Origin of the sequence: Mucilaginibacter pedocola (genome assembly GCF_002013915.1) — a bacterium.
Classification (GTDB): Bacteria; Bacteroidota; Bacteroidia; order Sphingobacteriales; family Sphingobacteriaceae; genus Mucilaginibacter; species Mucilaginibacter pedocola.
Map to the genome: position 1 here is coordinate 233,425 of NZ_MBTF01000039.1, position 15,396 is coordinate 248,820.

The 15,396-nt window shown below is 46.5% G+C and carries 17 protein-coding genes; 9 read left to right on the forward strand and 8 right to left on the reverse strand.

Annotated elements, in window-relative coordinates:
• Positions 1–2 precede the first annotated feature (2 nt).
• Entirely contained in the window at positions 3–326 is a 324-nt protein-coding gene (locus tag BC343_RS30135) for a nuclear transport factor 2 family protein (RefSeq protein ID WP_078351532.1), read from the forward strand.
• A gap of 13 nt (positions 327–339) precedes the next feature.
• Positions 340–702 carry a winged helix-turn-helix transcriptional regulator gene (locus BC343_RS30140; protein WP_078351533.1) on the forward strand — a complete coding sequence of 121 codons (363 nt, stop codon included), beginning with the start codon at positions 340–342 and terminating at the stop codon, positions 700–702.
• Between the two features lie 8 nt (positions 703–710).
• Here the strand turns inward: BC343_RS30140 and BC343_RS30145 are convergent, their stop codons facing one another.
• Entirely contained in the window at positions 711–1,457 is a 747-nt protein-coding gene (locus BC343_RS30145; RefSeq protein WP_078351534.1) for a DUF434 domain-containing protein, read from the reverse strand.
• Between the two features lie 356 nt (positions 1,458–1,813).
• Here BC343_RS30145 and BC343_RS30150 point away from each other — a divergent pair, with 356 nt between their 5' ends.
• The gene (locus BC343_RS30150) at positions 1,814–3,157 is read left to right on the forward strand and encodes a tyrosine-type recombinase/integrase (RefSeq protein WP_078351535.1); all 1,344 of its coding nucleotides are present in this window, start codon (positions 1,814–1,816) and stop codon (positions 3,155–3,157) included.
• Positions 3,158–3,282: 125 nt separating this feature from the next.
• Here BC343_RS30150 and BC343_RS30155 read toward each other — a convergent pair whose 3' ends face one another.
• Positions 3,283–3,636 carry a hypothetical protein gene (locus BC343_RS30155; protein WP_078351536.1) on the reverse strand — a complete coding sequence of 118 codons (354 nt, stop codon included), beginning with the start codon at positions 3,634–3,636 and terminating at the stop codon, positions 3,283–3,285.
• A 340-nt stretch (positions 3,637–3,976) separates the two neighbouring features.
• Here BC343_RS30155 and BC343_RS31185 point away from each other — a divergent pair, with 340 nt between their 5' ends.
• Positions 3,977–4,123 (forward strand): hypothetical protein, encoded by a 147-nt coding sequence (locus tag BC343_RS31185; RefSeq protein WP_156088785.1) that lies wholly within the window; start codon positions 3,977–3,979, stop codon positions 4,121–4,123.
• 309 nt (positions 4,124–4,432) lie between these two features.
• On the opposite strand, the gene BC343_RS30160 is transcribed toward BC343_RS31185, so the two are convergent.
• Positions 4,433–5,212, reverse strand: coding sequence for a DUF2490 domain-containing protein (locus tag BC343_RS30160; protein ID WP_078351537.1), 780 nt, complete (start codon positions 5,210–5,212; stop codon positions 4,433–4,435).
• Positions 5,213–5,386: 174 nt separating this feature from the next.
• Between BC343_RS30160 and BC343_RS30165 the strand changes: the two genes are divergently transcribed.
• Positions 5,387–5,758 (forward strand): VOC family protein, encoded by a 372-nt coding sequence (locus tag BC343_RS30165; RefSeq protein WP_078351538.1) that lies wholly within the window; start codon positions 5,387–5,389, stop codon positions 5,756–5,758.
• Between the two features lie 288 nt (positions 5,759–6,046).
• On the opposite strand, the gene BC343_RS30170 is transcribed toward BC343_RS30165, so the two are convergent.
• From BC343_RS30170 to BC343_RS30180, 3 genes are all read right to left on the reverse strand, one after another.
• Positions 6,047–7,453 carry a PAS domain S-box protein gene (locus BC343_RS30170; protein WP_078351539.1) on the reverse strand — a complete coding sequence of 469 codons (1,407 nt, stop codon included), beginning with the start codon at positions 7,451–7,453 and terminating at the stop codon, positions 6,047–6,049.
• A gap of 398 nt (positions 7,454–7,851) precedes the next feature.
• A complete protein-coding gene (locus tag BC343_RS30175) occupies positions 7,852–8,145 on the reverse strand; it encodes a putative quinol monooxygenase (protein WP_078351540.1) in 294 nt (97 codons plus the stop codon).
• Between the two features lie 245 nt (positions 8,146–8,390).
• On the reverse strand, positions 8,391–10,253 hold the full coding sequence (locus tag BC343_RS30180; RefSeq protein ID WP_162276975.1) for an ATP-binding protein: 1,863 nt from the start codon (positions 10,251–10,253) through the stop codon (positions 8,391–8,393).
• 552 nt (positions 10,254–10,805) lie between these two features.
• On the opposite strand from BC343_RS30180, the gene BC343_RS30185 reads away from it, so the two are divergent.
• Entirely contained in the window at positions 10,806–12,338 is a 1,533-nt protein-coding gene (locus BC343_RS30185; RefSeq protein WP_202909895.1) for an amidase, read from the forward strand.
• A gap of 59 nt (positions 12,339–12,397) precedes the next feature.
• Here BC343_RS30185 and BC343_RS30190 read toward each other — a convergent pair whose 3' ends face one another.
• Positions 12,398–12,919, reverse strand: coding sequence for a Crp/Fnr family transcriptional regulator (locus BC343_RS30190; protein WP_202909896.1), 522 nt, complete (start codon positions 12,917–12,919; stop codon positions 12,398–12,400).
• Positions 12,920–13,231: 312 nt separating this feature from the next.
• Between BC343_RS30190 and BC343_RS30195 the strand changes: the two genes are divergently transcribed.
• Genes BC343_RS30195 through BC343_RS30205 form a run of 3 tightly spaced genes read left to right on the forward strand, consistent with a single transcriptional unit; the run spans position 13,232 to position 14,790 of the window.
• Entirely contained in the window at positions 13,232–13,870 is a 639-nt protein-coding gene (locus BC343_RS30195) for a Crp/Fnr family transcriptional regulator (protein WP_238381903.1), read from the forward strand.
• A gap of 11 nt (positions 13,871–13,881) precedes the next feature.
• Positions 13,882–14,274 (forward strand): DUF4267 domain-containing protein, encoded by a 393-nt coding sequence (locus BC343_RS30200; protein ID WP_078351543.1) that lies wholly within the window; start codon positions 13,882–13,884, stop codon positions 14,272–14,274.
• A gap of 9 nt (positions 14,275–14,283) precedes the next feature.
• Positions 14,284–14,790 carry a cupin domain-containing protein gene (locus BC343_RS30205; RefSeq protein ID WP_078351544.1) on the forward strand — a complete coding sequence of 169 codons (507 nt, stop codon included), beginning with the start codon at positions 14,284–14,286 and terminating at the stop codon, positions 14,788–14,790.
• On the opposite strand, the gene BC343_RS30210 is transcribed toward BC343_RS30205, so the two are convergent.
• On the reverse strand, positions 14,791–15,369 hold the full coding sequence (locus tag BC343_RS30210; RefSeq protein WP_078351545.1) for a Crp/Fnr family transcriptional regulator: 579 nt from the start codon (positions 15,367–15,369) through the stop codon (positions 14,791–14,793). It lies immediately after the preceding gene.
• Between the last annotated feature and the right edge of the window lie 27 nt (positions 15,370–15,396).

Below are 15,396 nucleotides of genomic sequence, written 5' to 3' on the forward strand. Positions count from 1 at the left end.
CCATGGAAATACCAAATATAATCACACAGCTAATAGAGGCGCAAAACAGGCACGACGCCCCAGCCTACTCCGCTTGCTTCACCGCAGATGCTACCGTGGCCGACGAAGGCAAAACCCATCACGGCCGCGAAGCCATTGAGCAATGGATAAGCGCTGCCAACGCAGAATACCAAGCCCGCATGAAGGCACTAAGCTATTCCGAAGCCGAGGGTAAAGCCACGCTTACTGCGGAAATTTCGGGCACGTTTGCGGGTAGCCCCATCGTTTTAAATTATAACTTTGTTTTGGAGGATGGGTTGATTCGCTCGCTTAAAATAAGCGGCTAAGCCCGGCAAGAATATGAAAAAAGCATCGGACCGTAAAATACCGCTCAACCTGCAATGCGGGCTCGACCTTGTAGGCGAGGTGCTTTACGGCAAATGGAAAATACGATTGCTGTGGTTCATTAACCAGGGGCACCGCCGCCCCAGCCAACTAAACAAAAAAATACCCGACGCTTCGCGCCGGGTATTAACCATACAGTTGAACGAGCTACAGCAGCACGACTTAATTACCAAAACCGTTTACCCCGAACTACCGCCGCATGTAGAATACCACCTCACACCATTTGGCGAAACGCTTATCCCGGTAATAAGTGCCATAGGCCAGTGGGGCGACGAGCATGAGCAAAAATTAAGGAAATTGATAACTGCGGAAGAGTAAGATGACATCTACTCAATAATATTCATCTCTCTGCCCACCAAAACGTCCCTGATAATATACCCCGCCAAATTGAACCACTTATAACAACCATTAAGCACCCACGCATCTGAGCTTACTACCAGCCGGCTTTCGGCCACCAGGTATTTATCGGGTGCATTATCCAGATAAATTTCCCAGGGGAAACCGCGAGCCATGGCAGTTTCATAACAGAATGTTTTGAGGCGACCGCTGTTAGATACGGGCGCGTCGAATATCCAAATAACGCGTTGGGCAGCCAGTTTTTGTAAAGTATCACCTACTATCAGCAACACCTCTTCGGTTTGCCTCACGCGCTTATAGGAACCATGTACCGATGATATATCGCGGTAGCAGCCATCAAGCCCTTTAAAAACATACCCGCCCGAGAGCAATGCTTCCAGTATAATAACGATGTTGAAGCCATCTAAATAAAGGGTTTGCCCTTTTATACTTTCAGGAGCTATCTCCTTTTCCCGGCGCACCGCAAGGTCCTTATCGGAGCAAGCCATACCTTGCAACGCCAATATTTGCCGTTGCCGCAAGCGGAACCTGTTACTCACTAAAGATAGCGTTGCACGTGGCGGGTAGTCTTTACTCAGCAGATAATTCATATCGGCCAGCGCAAACAAAAGCCTTTCGCGTTGCTTTTCGGGCGCGAATAGTTTTTCGTCGTTCGGGTCTTTCCCACGGCTCCGGCGGGCACTGGGCCGCTCATCATCAATAAGGCCTTCTTCCATAGCTTTACAAAGCTGCGGAAATATTGGCGAAAGGAGGAACAGAAAATTTAAGACATAAAAAAGCCCCACATTTCTGTGAGGCTTTATGGGCTACTGAGGCTGGGCTCGAACCAGCGACCCTCTGATTAACAGTCAGAAAATGGCACTTTTCGATTTTTGGTTTTTCCTTTTGTTTATTGATTATCAGCAATTTATAATTTTTTTATTTTTCGATATTTATCGATTTTTACCTATTTTTTGACCAAAAGTATGCAAATAGTATGCAAATTTTGAGAACCAAAAAACTCGTTTTTAATACCGTTAAGGCTGTTTTTTCGTATATTTGAAAAATAAAGTATGCAAATTTTCATGAGAATATGGAAAAAATAGCGAAAAAGGCGAAAATTTCACTTTATCTGGACACCAGGAGGGAGCTATCCGACGACACCTACCCTGTCAAGATCCAGGTATTTTACGGCAGGCAGAAACTCTTCAACACCGGTACTTATGTTTCTGCTGAGGATTTTGACAACTCCTACAACACGGCAAAGCCAAAAGGTGACCGATTAAAAGAATTAAAGATTGAATTGAGTGCGATCGAGGCCAAGGCGAACGAGGTGGTCGATAACTTGAAAGTATTCACTTTTGAGAAATTCGAGAAGATGCTGTTCGCGACCAAACAATCGCTGACCAATATCATTGACCATTATAATGAATATATAAAGGAACTGGACAAGAACGAACAGACCGGTACTTCTTCGAGCTATTCCTGTAGTATCAACTCCATTAAAGAATATATAGATTCCGGGCGCAAGTACCCTGTCGAGGTCATTACCTTCGATATGATCACCCCTGAATTTCTCAATAGATACGAGAACTGGATGATCGCACAAGATAACAGTAGGACCACGGTCGGTATCTATTTGCGGGCTACCCGGAAGATATTCAATCAAGCTATAGAGGATGGACTGATCGACAGGGAGCTATATCCATTTAAAAAATACAAGATCCCTACAGGCAAGAACACCAAAAAAGCGATCGAGTCACCCGACCTTAAGAAGCTGTTCGACGCTGATACCAAAGGGAATGAATTCCAGGAGAAGGCAAAAGCTTTTTGGTTTTTTAGCTACCAATGCAACGGCATGAATATCAGGGATATTTCTGAACTTAAATTCAAGGATCTGCACGGGACCTATTTTTCATTTCTTAGGCATAAGACGATCCGGACGACCAAGGAAGACCCGAAGCCGATCATCGTGCCGATCACTGAATTTGTCAAAGGCGTGTTCGAAAAATATGGCAATAAAAAGGGCAAACCCAATGACTATGTATTTCCGGTGTTTACGCTGGGTATGGATGCCAAAGAACGTCATCGCGTGAATCAGAATTTTGTTAGGTTCATCAATCAGCACATGAAGAAACTTGCCAATGCCAATGGGATGGTCATTAAAGGCACCATGGAGGCCCGACATTCATTTACCACGCAAGTGACCAGAAAGCAAGGGATGGAATTCGCGCAAGAAGCCTTAGGCCATACCACGCTTAGCACTACACAAAATTACTGGGCAGGTTTCCAAAGCGAGACCAAGAAAGAAATGGCGGACATGCTACTGAATTTCGACGCATTGGAACCGAAAACCACTATCCGTAAGAAAGCCGCTGTCAAAAAGCCCAGTACAAGTACCAAACGTAAAGCCTCACGGCGCGTTGAGGTCGTTTAGCGTCGGCTCGTGACGATGCCACCAGTCGGCTGAAGGTGTGTTATGTTATCTATGGCCGAAACTTAACTCAGTCTAATAACAGGCCGGTTCGTCATTTTTAAACGAACCGGCCTGTTTACCTCCTATCAGCCTTCTTTAAGGCGATGAGTGGCATCAAGTAATCCGTTCAAGGCTACTGCAAGATCATCGCCATCTATAGAACGCTCCGTCATAGCTGCAAACCTTAAAACATCCGCATTTTCTATTGCGGTCAATTTCCACTTCAGCACTTTTCCAACGGCTTTCGCGATCAGCTTTTTAAGCTTCAACATTTGTTTTTGATAGTTGCCGTTCTTAAGATGGCCGTTCTCGATGTGCTCCAAAACGCGGAACTCACCATTGTCAAAACCTCTTTTTGGATCTCTTCCAGTGCGAAAGGCGCGTGTCATGAATGCTTCGTACAGGAAGGAATCATCGTACATTTTTTGGTCTCGGGTCATTGTTAAAAAAATTAATGGGTTAAAAATTAAACATTGAAATCTACGCTAGCACCTCATGGTAATAAAGGACACCTTTTTCAGGCCAAATAATTCTAGCCTGCTCTTCCGTAAACGACAACGAGTGCTAAGCTATGGAAGCCCCCTGTCTAATAAAGGACAGCCTTTTTACCTCTGATCTTACTACTCCTCCAAAATGCTTATGCGCTATTACGTATAGACATCTTTTCGTTATTGCCGGCCGATCACCGCTACTACGTTACGCCTCCGGAGCTCTTAATGTGGGTCCGATCTTGTAAATTCACAAGAGCATTACACCAACCCAAGCTTTACATAGCCATGAATGAGAAGTATTATTTTACTTGCTCCAGATTTGTGTTCTCCTGATCAGTTAAGGAAATTTCATACGTTGGTACTCTCCGGCGATCAGGTACAAGAAGAAGGTTTGGAAGGCCGCATCAAAAGAGCAGCTATTTTGGGGTTTGCCTAAGTCGATGAGGTTATAGCTGGTCTCGCAGCTATCAAGCGCCAAAAGCGTAATTAAATAATAGGGACATTTCTTAAGGCAAAAGTACCCAGGTTGGCCGAGGCCTATTCTTATAAGGTCGGGTACGCGACACGGCCCCTATGTTTAGGCGACAGGGTGTTAGTATCCGATCACCCAAAGAGATGATATCAGCGAACCCACACGCGAGATACTACTCCACTACCAAAAACGATGAGATCAATGATTTTAGACAATTGAGCCCCTGTTTCATTGTGGCCTAAACTTATTACTTTATTGTCTGTGAATAACGGTTCAACCCTTGCCTTGGTGCCTTTTAAATTGAGAAAACAGATTATCAAAAGTTACGATCATCCAAAGGGCATTTGCATTATCAAACTCTTTACCGGAAATACGGCTTTGCCTGATGTTCAGATAGCTTGCACTGAATTTTATGTTCTTAACCACCTCATAAGCGAATCCGAAGCTGATACGGTTCTGGTCAAATACATTAGGATTGTTTTTTACCGCTTCGCCAAACTGAATAAACACTTCGTCCGACACAAAAACTGACAAGGGCTTTTCATGAGAGAACACATGCAGCAAGGGTTTTTCAAATTTCAACATATAACGCACCCGCCAGTTCGGCAAATAATCGCCATTATATTTGAGGTCACGCATGCGATATTCTAAACTGTAACGATTGCTGTAGTTAAATAACCGTGATCTCTGTTCGTTCTCTGCCCTTAATGAGATGCGGTATTCTTTAACGCCTTCGTCTTTCACCTCTGATGGATCATTATAAAAAAGATGAGAATCGAAGTAGCCTACCAGCGATAACGATACGCGGGTTGTTTTTGATAACGTATAACTCAACCACGGCCAGATGCTAAAAAAGTGCGGTGCAGAAAATATATTGCCGGTTCCTGCGTCCTGTGTCCGCTTTTGCAAAAACACTTCCCATTTGAGTTTGCTGTTGATCGTATCGGCCAACACGACCCGCGCCCAAAAAACGCCATGACCATAGGTCTTTTGACCATAAGAAACAGATGTAATAACGCAGGCAAGTACTGTGATGATAAGGCACTTTTTCAAAGTCTACAAAATTAGTAGACAAAAATAATCTAAAATAGCGAACTGCCTAAACTGTTTGCATTTTTATCAGCGCGGGTGTTTTCTTTAAATCATTATATTTAAGTTGAAAGTCCCAGGCAGCGAGTGCTTAGAGGTTTTTATTTTTAAAATTTGTTGATCACTAACGGCAATCCTATGCGAGCCAGCATCATCCCATTTTTGCCTTTTAACAATAAAGCTGAAGAAAAAGCAGCTAAATTTCACATCAAAACCTTTAACGGTAAGCTACTGACGATGGAACATTACCTTGATGGCGCCCCGGTTCCTGCGGCATCAATATTGACCGACGCGTTTGAAATCCTGGGCATGAAAATGACTGACCTCAACTGGGGTCAAGAAGCAAAAAATACGGAATCAGTTTCTTTCGCGATCGAACCATCGCCCCAGGAGGAGATCGATCATTACTGGGATGTGCTTATCGCAGATGGCGGTGAAGCCCGGCCATGTGGCTGGTTGAAAGATAAGTATGGCGTTTTCTGGCAGTTGGCGCCGGATATGGTTCGATGATCCTGACCTGGGAAGATCAGCGGCGTTAATGCAAGCGATGATGACAATGACAAAAATCATCATCAAATATCTGCAGGCGGCCTAATACGGCGAATAGGAACGGGTCGTCGGCCCTGACACAAAATTATGAGGCAGGGTCTTCATGCTGTCTTGTTAGATCACGCACGGTGATCACCAAAAGTCCATCAATAAAAACACCAGGTTAATGTCCTCCAGCAGCTACAGATGATCGAAGGTGAATTTCTGAGTATTTGGATCTTTCTAAAAGCGCGTCCGTAGCTCCGATCATTACTGTTCATTATTACCCGTTTCTATTACATCATCGGTCAATATTGTAATATCCCTGATCACTTTATCCAACTCATCCGCTGATCTTTTGAGCATTGGAATGATCTCCGCGTTAGGCGAATCGTCTAACTGGCAAAGTTGAGCAAGGCCGAGAATACTTGCCAATGGTGCGCGTACACGGTGAGACTGGATCCAGGCGATCTGGCGCAGGCGTTCGTTCTGTTCTTCTATCTTTATCAAATACTTCTGTGCCTCCGTAATGTCCCTCAGAAAACAATTGACACCGATGACCTTGTCGTTCAGGTCACGGATCGGATTAAAGCTTACTTCGTAATACATTTCCTCGTCATCAGACTCGCGTTGTCTGACAAGGCTGAATGCCTCACCGTCAAACGCCCGGTCATAGCTTTCAAAAAAGATCTTCAAATTTTCCTGCATGAAGTCAGCTTTGGTCACCTCGCTTTCGCTCTTACCGGTCAATTCCTTAACCCTGTTCCAGAAAGCCTGGTTACCGGTAATGATGTTAGATAGACGGTCCACTGACCAGATCAGGTCGCGCGTGTTATTGATGATCGCGCGTAGGTTCTGCCCGTCATTGTAGATCTGCTCCTGGATCTTTTTTCGTTCCGTGATGTCTACAAAATAAACCGCAATACCGTTTTTGGTGGGGTAAACATTCAGTGAACCCCATACACCCAAAGGTGCATAAAGCTCCTCGAAATGTACGCTAACCCTTTCTGTCATTGCCCGCTCGTATTCTGCGTAGAAGCGGCCATCCCTGCTATTTGGAAAATAGTCCCAGAGATTTTTACCGATGATGTCCTCTTTTTTACAGCACAAGGCTACTTCTGCAGCCTTATTAATGAATGTCACTTCCCATCGATTGTTCAGTGCGTAAAAGCCATCCGTAATACTGTCGAGCATATTCTCCATTTCGGCCGATTTTTCACTAACGATCTGATCAGCGCGCATCTTTTCATCAATGTTAACGACCAGGACCTGCCTTGCACCTTTTCCCTCAAAGATCGTATAATGAATATACACACTCACATAGAACCGTTGCCCCGCCTTGTTGATATGCAGCCAGCATCCGGCATCCATATGTTTTTTGGGAAGATCCTTGTGAAATTCGAGCAAGGCCGGTATTTCCTCAGGCGGGCGAATATCTGTCAGCTTGAGTTGCAGGAACTCTTCTTTGGTATAACCATATTGCTCAACTGCTGCATCATTGACCGCAAGGAAACAAAAGGTCTCGTCGTCGTAAATGTACATTGGTGTCGGAATACCATCGAAAAGCCTTTTGTAATCTTCTGAAATATTTTTCTGCTGTATCCTCAACCGGAAACAGATCAGCCAACTCCCAAGCGCGACCGATCCCAACAGGACAAAGGCTAAAATAGTAAACATGGCATTGAGGTTATAAAGGGTACAGTATGCAAGTTATGAATTCACTTAGATATTCCTAAAAGTTGTTTTCAATAACTTAGATGGTGATCTGGAATGTTGTCATCTGTACTGCGACCCTTGACTGTTGATAAAGAATAACAGATGTTCAATTACGATATGTGATCCATGGCCTTTTCTCCATCGCGATGTATGACAAGGGGTAAACGGACATATCGAATTAAGATAAGCCTTGGGCGGTTATGGCGCCTGGGATCAACTGTGAGCTTATTAAAATTGGATCAGATAATTATGGGGGGTATCAGCGCTATCCGATCCAATCATATTCAGCAGTGTGATAATAGCGGCCGACCAGTGTCGAATGCCGAGCTAATGTCGACACCGGGCTTTGCAATTCGTGATCACTTAAAAGCAAGTATATTCACTTTATCGATCACCGGTGGCGCGGCTAACAATTCGTCCGCGCTGGCCAACAACGCTTTGGCGATCTCACCGCCTAAGTGCGCATCCCGGCCGGCGTCGTCGGCGAACGTGTCGAATATGCCAAAGGTAGAAGAACCGATCTGCCATGCATACCAGCGAATTGTGCCGGGTTCAGCTTCCGCCAGAGGCAAAGCGCTTTTAAGGAAGTCAGCAACTTGCTGTTCTTTACCGGGTTTAGCCTCAAAGCGGGCCAGTAACGCTAAGTTTTCCATTTGATCAAATTTTAAAAGAAGGTTCGTTGGCGGCAATATACCGTCATTATAGATCGCCACACGAATAGTGCCACGATCGATGATCTAGATAGCGATAATTTATTGATAATGAATAATATGCTTTAGGGCAGCAGCGACGGTGTTTATTTTTTGATCTTGAAGTTATAATAAAACCGAACTCGTGGCCTATTGTTGCCAAAATGACATAGGATGGCATCAGCCTTTGGCTGGCCCGGTACGATCCATCAATTCTTTGGCAGGCGGATGGTAAATGTGGTTCCCTGCTGACCATCACTGTATAAAGAGATCGTTCCTCCATGGGCTTCGATGATCTGACGGGCAGCATGCAAACCCATCCCGAAAGATTTTTCGCCGCTGGTGCCTGTGCGCTGTGCGGTTTTGCTGCCTTGAAATACGCTTTCCTGCAACGCTTCTGGAATGCCTATGCCTTCGTCACGAATACAGATGAGCACATGATCCTCCATGTCTTTTAATTCTACCCAAATGGTAGCACCGATAGGACTGAATTTAATAGCGTTCACTAAAATGTTGTTCATTACCCGCCAAAGCTTGTGCTGATCGATCAATAAGTGTATCGATCTCACACTGGTCTTTTCGATCTTTTGTTGCTTTTCCGCTGCTTTGAAACGAAGCAGGGCTACACTATGGCGTAGCAAAGCGGCCAGGTCGCATTCACGGCAGTCGAGCATTGAAAGATCGAGCTCATTTTTTTGGTGCAGGATATCCTCAACGATCAAATTGATCTTTTGGATAGATTCCTTGCCCAAGGATAGTAATTCCTGATCTTCCGAGGTCCTTTCTTCCGCCTGCATCAGGGTGATGATCGTCGATAGGGCATGTAATGGGTTGCGGATGTCATGGGCCAGCAGGCCGGAAACTTGTGCGTTTTCTTTATTGCTGACCTCCAAAGCATTTAAAGCGAACTGCAACTCTGCGTTCCTGGCCTCTGCATCTTTGATGCGTTTACGCGCATTTTGCATGTTCCTGAAAAGCAATAGTGCGATGACCGATGCCATAAGTATGATCAGGATCGTCGCATAGGTCTTCAGATCGTCGCGCTTCTCCATGGTGTCCTTCTCCTGCTCTAACTCCATGAGGTGGAAAATGCCTCCCATATTCGCACTGAGCAATCTGCGTCTTGCCTGCTGCACCGAATCACGGATCGCTGACCTTTTGCGCAGGTCGCGCAATGCCGCAGCGAGTTGTCCGGACGCCTGGGCGTAATCGGCGCGGGTCATCAAAAAATTGATCAGGCTTTCTGAATCGGCGAGGTCGGGCGAGTTTCCCGCCAAAGCCAATAGCTTTCCTGCTTGCTGAAGCCGCTGCGTCCGCATATACAATCTGGCCAACTTCAATTTGGTCATCAGCGCATCCTGCTGGTACCTGCCGGGGCGGTCATTGATCCGGATATCTTCCAAATAGCAACGTTCGGCCCTGCGGTAATCTTTTTTCATCATCCACGCGTCGCCCATGTTGCCAATGATGACACCACGCGCCATAGCGAGGAATTCGTTCTTATTTTGGTACTTGCTGGCCGATCCTTGGAGAAGATCACGCGCTGAGCTGTAATAATGCAGCGCGCTATCAGGATGACCAAGTTTTAAAAAACAGCTGGAAAGATTGCTTAGCGCACCTTGTGTTTCGTACACACGGTCGAAGGTATTAGGGTCGCTCCATTTCAGTTCCTGTAGAACTTCCTTATAATGGCGGGCAGCTATGAGAAAATTTTCTTGTTTATAAGCGATCATTCCCCGCCGCTGGTCGTACTGCGCGACGAACGCATGGTCTTCAGCGGTCTTTACTTCAGTGGATACCTGCCTGCGACTTTTGTAGTAATACTGGAAAGCGTAGCTGTAGAGCCCCTGTGCAAACAAAACATCCCCTTTGAGCAGGTAGATTTTCGCGAACTGAAGATCCCGCTCTTTTGAACGCGGCTGATCGTACAGGATCTTTTGCACGCGGTCAATATAGGTTTCGGCTTGGGAGTACATCCGTTGCTGCAAGGCATGTTCCGCCAAAAAACCGTAGGCCCTGGATCGATCAAGCGGCGATCTGCTCGATATCTTATGCAGCAATTTAGTGATCATGCTCTTGACCGCTGCAGTATCATTTCTTGAATTGTACTCGATCGTCTTGCTGATATCCTTGACAAAAGATGGATCACTTTCCCTCAAATGCCTTCCGGGGTCACAGCCGATACAGGTCAAGAGGCATGTGCCGAGAATTATATGCCCGTAGTATTTCGATAACGATAACCTTTCCATAGCAATTTTAATACAGACCTACTGCCGTCGCAGCCATGAAAACGCCGGTAAAAAAATGCGCTTGCTTCTATTCCCGCTGACTTAAAGAAGAAATCTCAATAGTATTTTATAAATATAGATCATTTGTATAAACGAGCAAATTTATATTATAAGTTAAATGATATATGACCCACACTGTTCGTCGTGCTATAAGTTTTGGCACTAAACAGGCCACGATGACGATCCATGAACGTTGACCTTCATAAAGGAGCCTAATAATAGAAAGCGGAACAGCTCAGTGGTCTCGTGACCTCCTGGCGATCCGCGATCCTTGGCTTTTATACATAGGCGGTAAGGGATATCAACAGCGTCCTTGAGTTGCAAAAGCAGTGACAAATGTCAATGCGAAATTGTGTCATTTTACTTCGTTTTCAGGCAGCGCTCCTGGTCACCTTTGTTTCGGCACTTCACAAGAAGGATGCTTATAATTTACCGTTAGATCAAAACGAAATGAAAGACCAAACAATGCCCGTCTATTTTCAAGATGCTACGACGCTAGCTCAACTTATCCGCAGCCGCCAGATCTCGCCAGTAGAGGTAATGAGATGGCATCTTGACCGCATAACTTCCCTGAACCCAAAGATCAATGCCATCGTTACTGTCGCTGATACCGCGCTGGAAGCTGCAAAAAGAGCGGAAGCTGAGCTGATGAAAGGTGGTGACCTGGGGCCCTTACATGGTGTACCGTTCACAGTGAAAGACTCTATTGACACAGCCAATGTACTTACCCAGCGTGGTTCACCAATTTTCAAAGGCCGCACCCCCAGCACGGACGCTAACAGCGTCGCCCGCATGAAGCAGGCCGGGGGTATCCTGATCGCCAAAACGAATCTCCCGGAATTTTCCTACTGGATCGAGAGCGATAACCTGCTGAGCGGCCGCTCGAATAATCCATGGGACCTGACCCGTACCCCGGGCGGTTCCAGCGGTGGTGAATCGGCAGCTATTGCTGCTGGGATGTCGCCTATTGGCCTGGGTACCGACCTCGCCATTTCTGTTCGGGGGCCTGCTGCTCAGACAGGCATCGTATCATTGAAAGCAACGCATGGCCGTGTTCCCATGACGGGCATCTGGCCTCGTGAACCAAGACGTTTCTGGCACGTTGGGCCAATGGCACGCAGCATCCGCGATCTGGAACTTGCCTACCATGTGCTTGCCGGGCCTGACGGGCAGGATGCCTTTGCGACTAGTACAGTCCGGTTTGATGCCGGGATCGGCAGAGAATCCCGTCGTCGACTGAAAGTCGGCTGGATGGTAGGTCCGGGATTTGGCCCTGTTGATCCGGCAGTGGCCGCTACCGTGGAAGCAGCGGCGAAAGCACTTCAAGGCTTAGGGCTTCAGGTCGAACAGGTCCGGATACCTGCACTAGAGCGTGATTTTGCCCTCGATGTATTCAACCACATCCATGTGATGGAAATGAAAGAGGCCTTCAAACAAGCCACTGCAGGCCGCAGTGAAGATGAGTTATATAAGATGGCTAAGACGATGCTATCCTTACCCGATACATCGATGAAAGACTATATCGATGCTGAGCAAGCCGCAGAACGCTTGCGTGATGGTTTTGCCGGTTACTTTCAGCAATACGATGTATTGCTTACTCATGTACTACCTATCCCTGCTCACAAGCATGGCGAGGTCGAATTTGTAATAGACGGTCAGAAAGTAGATGCTACCTATTTACAAGGTGCAACTGTCCCATTAAATATAACCGGGCTGCCCGGCATCGCCATGCGCTTCGGCACCAGCGAGCAAGGGTTGCCTATCGCCGTACAACTGGTGGGGAGCTGGCTGGCCGAATCCACTATCCTGCACGTAGCTTCCTTACTGGAATCTGTGAGCAAGGTCCGCGACCTGCATCCTGATCTATGATCATACCGCGTTAGTTCGTTGTAAACAGGGCCTGTTAACTCTGTCCAGACAGGTCCTGTTTATTTTTTAGTAAATGAAGCGCGGACACGGCTCAGCGTTTCCCGGGAGATGCCCAGATATGAGGCTACCATATGTAAGGGTACCTGGTTAAAAACATTGGGATAGGTCTTTTGAAACTCCAGATATCTTTCTTCGGCAGAACCGCTGATGAGCGAGTAGATGCGTCGGTTACTCATCTCCAGGCTACGTGCAAATAACTGGTCCTGGAAGAGTTTAAGTGCAGGTATGGTGTGCAATAATTCTTCCCACTTTAATTTTGGCCATAGGATGACCGTGCTAGCGGTAAGCGCTTCGATATTACACTCCGATGGCCTGTCATGATTGTAACTCTCCTGATCACTGATCCACCAGTTCTCAACACCGAACCTCAAAGTATGATCTGTTCCGTCAGGGCTGAACCGGTATAGCCGGAAGCAGCCACTGGTGATAAAACAGTTCATCTTCCACACTTCACCATCATGTAGCAAAGATTGCCATTTGCGCAATTTTTTTTCTACGCTGGCGGCACCTATCCTGTCCATGTCCTCTTTAGAAATGTCCACCCATTGTTGCAAATAATCTTCAAAGACCTGAAACATAGCTCAAATGTATAAAAGCTAATATGAACTTCGCAATTATGGTCGTCAGCACTCAAACTAATGTTGCGAAATCATTTTACCAGTGACCATAGTCGGGCATAGTTGTGAGTATGGTGTTAGTTTATAATTCCGTGTTCGCTATTTTATTTAAAGCAAATCGCGATCAGTGAGATATGGCAAGGTATTTAAAAGTCGCAAGCTTGTAGCCAAAAGGATATGATAAAAAAAGATTAACTTCACCAAAAAGAAGCATTGATGCCGGAAGCCCTTATCAGCAGTATACGATCTTTGATCAACGTCAGCGAGGGCGAGGGAGATGTGATCTGCAGGTTATTCAAAAGAAGGGAACTCAAAAAGGGTGAATTTTTCCTGCACGACGGGCAGGTATGCAAACACGCCGGGTTCATTGAAAAAGGACTGGTTCGTTATTATATCAATGCTGACGGCGAGGAAAAGACCTATGATTTTGGGAAGGAGTATAACTTCGTCTGTAACTATGAAAGCTTCCTCACGCAGACGCCGTCTACCAAGATCATCCAGGCACTGGAAGATTGTGCGCTATGGCAGATCTCGCATGCAGACCTGCAGGTTTTCTATCGGTCCGTTAGCGGCGGCGAACGGTTTGGTAGAGTAGTGATCGAACAGGTGTTCGTCCAATTGCTGCAAGCACTAACTTCTTTGTATACCGATAGCCCGGAAGACCGTTATCAAAAATTAATGAGCGAACATCCGACCTGCTGCAACGGGTGTCGCAATATCACATCGCCTCCTATGTCGGTGTCAAGCCGCAATCCCTCAGCCGTATCCGTAAAAGAATTTTTTCCCAAAAATGATTTGTTAACCCAGGTGCATGAATGCCGGGGCGGAGTTAAGGAAATTTGTGTCATCATTTAATATTTAAAACCATGACAACAAAAATTTCTTATGCAATGGCATGCCTGCTGGGTGCAGCCATGATCTTTTTAGGGGCCCGCTTTTTCTTCGCACCTGATGCGGCTACCGCAGGTTTCGGCATTCATTACAATGCTGGCGGCGATCATTCCTTTCATTATATCAAAGGTATCCGGGACATCTTTTCCGGCATCCTGCTTTGCGGTTTTGTGCTGCTGAAACAACGGCAAGCTGTGGGCGTTACCTTGCTGGCCGGAACTATCATACCGGTGAACGATATGCTGGTGGTGCTGAGCAAACCTTATAACAGTGTCATGCAGGCCATGCCCCATATCATCGCTATTTTGATCTGCGCTGTATTCGGCCTGTTGTTATCAATAGCTAAACCAGGCAAAGCAACTCTTTAAAATCACATCATGGAAAATGTAAGATCAATGCCGACGGTAGTCGGTCCTGATGGCGGTAAAATATTAGCGGTAGTAGGCGGTAATTACCGCGTACTGGTGTCAGGGCAGCAAACCGGCGGAGCCTTTTCAACTATCGAGATGCTTGTGCCGCCGCAAAATGGGCCAGGTCCCCATTCCCATGCCGACTTTTTTGAAACTTTTTACATCGTTGACGGGGAGGTGGAAGTTCACTCGGAAGCCGGAACTTATACCGCCAAAAAAGGCGCTTTTGTCCTGATCCCCAAAGGTGGTGTCGTGCATTACTTTAAGAATATCAGCGATCAAATGACGAAATTGCTGTGCACCGTTGTGCCGGCTGGCCTGGAAGAATTTTTTGAAGAAATTGGCGAGCCTGTTGCGGCAGGCCAGTTTTTGCCCCCGCCGAGCATGAATACTGCATCGCTCAAGCGGATCCAGGACATCGCCAAATCGCACGGGCAGTTATTGTATCCGCCGGATTTCCTGGATAAGCGGTAGTTAGCCTTTAATGGCATGCTTCCGGACCCGGCTCAGGGTTTCGCGGGTCAGGCCCAGGAAAGAGGCGATCATGTACAAGGGGATGCGGTTGTAAAGCGTTGGGTACTGCTGCACGAACTTTTCATAACGCAACTCAGCCGGATCGCTGATGTTGCTGAAGATCCTGTTCTGATGGGCCTCGAAATTTCGGGTGGTCAGTACATCGATGATCCGCCTGAAGTTCGGCGAAGCGGCAAGCAACCCCTCCCAATTCTCCTTGGAAAAGCGGATCAGCTCACTGTCCTCCAGCGCTTCGATATAACACTGGGAGGGCTTATCGGACATGAAGCTGGTAAAATCTGATATCCACCAGTTCTCTATGGCGAACCGCATGATGTGTTCTTGCCGGTCATCCCCGATACGGAATAAGCGGAAACTGCCTTTGACGACGAACCCGACAAAATCCCTGATCTCGCCTTCTTCCAGCAGGTATTGACCCTTCCGTGCCCTTTTTAGCAACGAAGCATTGGCGATCAGTTCCAGATCATCCGGGGCCAGCTGTCCGCTTTGCTGAAGATAGGTTATAAAAATTGGCGACATTCGAACGGCTTTTTAACAAAGCTATTC

Bases quoted from the DNA above. Each gene is read 5' to 3' on its own strand.
- BC343_RS30135 (WP_078351532.1), top strand. From the start codon at position 3: ATGGAAATACCAAATATAATCACACAGCTAATAGAGGCGCAAAACAGG.
- BC343_RS30140 (WP_078351533.1), top strand. From the start codon at position 340: ATGAAAAAAGCATCGGACCGTAAAATACCGCTCAACCTGCAATGCGGG.
- BC343_RS30145 (WP_078351534.1), bottom strand. From the start codon at position 1,457: ATGGAAGAAGGCCTTATTGATGATGAGCGGCCCAGTGCCCGCCGGAGC.
- BC343_RS30150 (WP_078351535.1), top strand. From the start codon at position 1,814: ATGGAAAAAATAGCGAAAAAGGCGAAAATTTCACTTTATCTGGACACC.
- BC343_RS30155 (WP_078351536.1), bottom strand. From the start codon at position 3,636: ATGACCCGAGACCAAAAAATGTACGATGATTCCTTCCTGTACGAAGCA.
- BC343_RS31185 (WP_156088785.1), top strand. From the start codon at position 3,977: ATGAGAAGTATTATTTTACTTGCTCCAGATTTGTGTTCTCCTGATCAG.
- BC343_RS30165 (WP_078351538.1), top strand. From the start codon at position 5,387: ATGCGAGCCAGCATCATCCCATTTTTGCCTTTTAACAATAAAGCTGAA.
- BC343_RS30170 (WP_078351539.1), bottom strand. From the start codon at position 7,453: ATGTTTACTATTTTAGCCTTTGTCCTGTTGGGATCGGTCGCGCTTGGG.
- BC343_RS30175 (WP_078351540.1), bottom strand. From the start codon at position 8,145: ATGGAAAACTTAGCGTTACTGGCCCGCTTTGAGGCTAAACCCGGTAAA.
- BC343_RS30180 (WP_162276975.1), bottom strand. From the start codon at position 10,253: ATGATCACTAAATTGCTGCATAAGATATCGAGCAGATCGCCGCTTGAT.
- BC343_RS30185 (WP_202909895.1), top strand. From the start codon at position 10,806: ATGTCAATGCGAAATTGTGTCATTTTACTTCGTTTTCAGGCAGCGCTC.
- BC343_RS30190 (WP_202909896.1), bottom strand. From the start codon at position 12,919: ATGGACAGGATAGGTGCCGCCAGCGTAGAAAAAAAATTGCGCAAATGG.
- BC343_RS30195 (WP_238381903.1), top strand. From the start codon at position 13,232: ATGCCGGAAGCCCTTATCAGCAGTATACGATCTTTGATCAACGTCAGC.
- BC343_RS30200 (WP_078351543.1), top strand. From the start codon at position 13,882: ATGACAACAAAAATTTCTTATGCAATGGCATGCCTGCTGGGTGCAGCC.
- BC343_RS30205 (WP_078351544.1), top strand. From the start codon at position 14,284: ATGGAAAATGTAAGATCAATGCCGACGGTAGTCGGTCCTGATGGCGGT.
- BC343_RS30210 (WP_078351545.1), bottom strand. From the start codon at position 15,369: ATGTCGCCAATTTTTATAACCTATCTTCAGCAAAGCGGACAGCTGGCC.